At 48.4% G+C, this 3,876-nt stretch carries 4 protein-coding genes; all 4 read right to left on the bottom strand.

Features of this window, described 5'->3' with window-relative positions:
- On the bottom strand, positions 1-1,401 hold a 1,401-nt coding region (locus NW820_RS10940), incomplete at its 3' end, for a hypothetical protein (protein ID WP_414407502.1).
- Positions 1,402-1,408: 7 nt separating this feature from the next.
- Positions 1,409-2,173, bottom strand: a complete 765-nt coding sequence (locus NW820_RS10935) for a protein phosphatase 2C domain-containing protein (protein WP_414388693.1) — start codon at positions 2,171-2,173, stop codon at positions 1,409-1,411.
- Between the two features lie 11 nt (positions 2,174-2,184).
- A complete protein-coding gene (locus NW820_RS10930; protein WP_414373201.1) occupies positions 2,185-2,952 on the bottom strand; it encodes a hypothetical protein in 768 nt (255 codons plus the stop codon).
- Positions 2,953-3,044: 92 nt separating this feature from the next.
- The gene (locus NW820_RS10925) at positions 3,045-3,365 is read right to left on the bottom strand and encodes a hypothetical protein (protein ID WP_414373199.1); all 321 of its coding nucleotides are present in this window, start codon (positions 3,363-3,365) and stop codon (positions 3,045-3,047) included.
- Between the last annotated feature and the right edge of the window lie 511 nt (positions 3,366-3,876).

The following is a 3,876-nucleotide window of genomic DNA, read 5'->3' as shown; positions in this document are numbered from 1 at the left end:
AGGAGTAGCACGTCTGCCCGAATAGATAGTATTAAAAACTGATTCGTCAGGTTGTGAAATTGGGCGTCGAATCTGTGGAGATGGCGATACAGACGGCTTGACTCCAAGCCATTGGCGAGCTTCTTCCTCGCCTGACAATATTTGAACTTGAGACGGAAGTTCGATTGTCATCTGTGGTCTGTCCCGATACCTACCAATTACGCCAGTAACTTTGACCCACTTGTGAACGAGAGAAAGAGGATCAACTTTATCACGGCGGAACTCAGCCAGGGAAGTCGACCACAAAACAAGTGTAAAGGTTTGGTGTGGGTAAGAACCGAAGTTGAGGAATATGTAAGGTTGTCCGTGCTTAGTTTGTGCAGAATGGTAATCGGTAATCAGTCCGATTACTTCCACCCGGTCGCCGATATGTTCTGAGAGTGAGCCAGAAAGAGAAGCGTCAATGACTGGATACTGGCTGCGCCTTTGGGGAACAGTAACGGCTGGAGCGGGAGGGCGGACTGTGATCTTTGGAAAGGTGAAGTTGCCAGAAATGAACTGATCAAGAGACGGAACTTTATCGAATTCGAGCCTGCAAACACCCCTGAATCTCTCCACAAGAGGGGCAAGTTGGGAGATTCTAGAAATGTCAATGAGAAGTGGAGATGACTCGACATCTGCAAAGTCATTTGAGCAAAATAGGATATTCTCGCTGTTGTTGTACTTGTGCCAGAGAGGGGGCGAAGCGGCGACCGCTGAAAGACCGAGATATATCACGATGGCCGAAAACCGGTCAATCGTTGAATTGTAATGAGCAGCGGTTCTTGAAGGATGCTGATAGTTAAGATGTCCGATCTCATTTGTCCTAAGGCTGGAGAGTTCGGGGAGGTAGAATCCATCATAATCAATAAGGTAGAGCTTCCCTTGCTTGACGAGAATATTACCGTGCTGGAGATCCCCGTGAGCTACTTTGAGGCTTTCGAGACGTTCCACCAAAGCGACAAACTCTGGAATGAGCTTAGAAATCTCTCCAGGCTTAGAGATATTGCGGTCGATGAAGGTGTTCAGAGTTTCGCCATCGAGCCACTGCATCTTTATGATGGGATGCCACTGGCTGCCAACTCTAATTCCTTGATTAAGACAAATGGCCTTTACAAAAAAACCGTCTGCACAGGATTGCAGGAACCGTCCAATAGCTTCATAGCGTCTCTGCAAATCTGGAATGGCTCTGGTGAAACAGCGGACTGCCCAATGTTGCGAATGATTTTGGAGATGAAATGTGGTTGTGAACCCTCCGGAGTAAGGCTTAGGAATTCCGAACTGATCAGGTTCTGGGATGGAAACCTTTAATTCCGGATCGCTGAAAGCTGTGCTGGGGTTTTGAACTGCAGCTAAGTATTCATCGCCTCTTGGTAATCGCATAACAAATTCAGAGCCTCACTAAGAGTAAGGTGATGTCATCATTTTTCAGGCGGGTAGAACGACGCGCATCATTCGCCCACGCTTTGAATGATTCCTGAGGCGACGAATTCTCGGTAAAACCGTAGAGAATGTTCCAGGGCTTTTCATTGTTCTCATGCTCGGTGAGGAACCAACACGCGAGGGCATCTGTGGCAAGTAGCAAGAGATCGCCTGATTGCCATTCTGCAGTTTGGCGCTTGACTTTCTCCCAGAGTTGCGAATTGCGGGCCAAATTGGTGGAAAGCAAAGTCGGAGAACTTCCAAATTCGCTTGCGCTGGAAATGGGAAAAGAGAGGACAAGATCATCATTGCGGACTTGAAAGAGACAACTGTCACCGACTGCTATTGCTGACCAAGATCCCGATTCGTTTGAATCGTTTGAGTTTGAGGTGAGTTCGACGCCGAGCAGCGTTGCGAAGGCTCCAAGGCGAACCTTTTCTTCTGCAAACCAAGGCAATGGTCTACGGTTTACAAAAGTGTGCCATCGCTTCGATAATATTTCCGTGCGGGCCTGCAGAGCCTGGATGTTCGTGAAGCGTTCTTTGACAAAAGCACGAGTGAGCATCTTAGCCCAATCGGATGCAAAAGAACTCTCAGTTGCACCGTCGGCAATAGCTATTGCAAAAGTCTCCTGATCGATTATGCCATCTATTTTGGGGGCGAAAGCGTCCTCGTAATCGGCTTCTTCATTGCCAAGCTTTTGCAGCCAGAAATGGTGTAGTGAGAGTCTCATAGGTTCCAAAACTAGCGCAGATTGCTTGGACGCGTTCCAATATCCAAGAAACGAATTACCGAAACGATATCAGCGTTGAAAACAAACCCACGGCTTGCCTCCGAGATATGATATCCTTCCTGTTTTGCTGCATTCTGGATGTGTGTTGGCAGTATGCTCGACATACTGAAGAGTAAGCGGGCAAACTCATCGGGCAGTCCGCTATCGGAGTCTGGAAATTCAATAGGATTAGCCTTCTGAGAAGACAAGTGAACATTGAATAGCAAAACGTTACCATCAGAGCTCGCTAATGATTTGATTTCGTTTGCAGCATCAGAAGGGTTTCCATCTGTCGCCTCACCGTCTGTTATGTTTATCACAATGGGAGGAAAGCAGGAAGGGTGCTGGGCAATCCAGTCTTGAACGATCGTCTTGGCCTGCGTTAATGCTTGGCACATTGGAGTTCCTCCGTTAGCGACGGGATCAAACCAAATTGGGAACTTGATAGTCTGTTCCACGAGCCCGCCGGCTCCATCATCCACTTTCTTGCTACGCTCCTCGATTCGAGCCGGTGAATTTGCGATTTGGCTAATGGGTGATAAATCCTTGCCAGCGAGAGAGCCCATAAAGGCTGAACCGACTGAAGCACCATAACCAATTACGCCAACATAGTAATAGTCTCGAACTCCATCGCTCTTGGCACACTTGATGACTAAGTTTTGAAGCAGCTTGTTGATTGCATCGGAGACACCATCCGCTTTTCTTTTGTTTGGCCCACTACCACCGAACGGGTCTGACATCGATCCCGACTGGTCAATGAGGAACAAGAAACAACTCGGATTGGCTCGACTAATTTCGGCTTGATATGGCATTGCGATTTCCTTTCAGATTATTACATTATTAATTGTTGACTTGTAGAATGCAGAGCCGCACTTTCACATAACGTCTCGGCAAACAACGCCGCCGTTTTGCGAACTAGCTTCCGGTACTCGAATCGGGACGGCGCCATGGCGAAGGTGAATCCAAGAAGAAGGGCAAGCAGTCCCAGGGTTGCCGCTTGAATGCTCCCGATCTGAATTCGCGTCAGCTCGTTTTGTGCTTGGCGTCCTCTGCGACCGAGTTTGTACCCCGAGCCCGCAGCGATCACCGTGCATGCAAGCAGCGCGATGGCGATCAGTGCCACTGGTTGGTGACAGAGCAACTCGGTCGTCATTAAAAGCTCCCTGTCGCCTAACATGTGTTTCTGCAGCTAGATGACTGATAATCACCTAAGAAGCAGACTTTTCCATCGCCTAGTGTAATGCTGCCCTAATTTGTCTGTATAGTCAACATTTTGAGCGATAATTACCTCCAAAGGGTTTTTATCTGGCTGAATGAGCATTAACACACCTATACCTAGACCCAGAAAGCTCCTGGAGCAAGTCAGCTAGAAATCGCAGGAGCCTCGCACTGTACTCATAAAGTCAGTGTCGGGAGGAATGTGCGACTTCACTTGCCTTGTGCTATAATAACATTGCGGGCACCAGAAACGGTTATTTAAGGCACTGGTAACGGTCGATTGGGGCTGCTGTAAACCAGCCTAGAGGTTCGGGCCTGTTTTGTTCTCTGGTAGAGCAGAGCAGGCCCAGGGCTACTAAAAGCCTACTCTGTATCGCTAAAGCGGTACGGAGTCGGGTAGTTTACTTGCCACACCTTCCGCCATAGTTTTGCCACTCATCTCCTGC

Origin of the sequence: Synechococcus sp. R55.7, assembly GCF_047461955.1 — a bacterium.
Taxonomy (GTDB): domain Bacteria; phylum Cyanobacteriota; class Cyanobacteriia; order Thermostichales; family Thermostichaceae; genus Thermostichus.
This window is presented reverse-complemented; position numbering and strand designations above follow the sequence as displayed.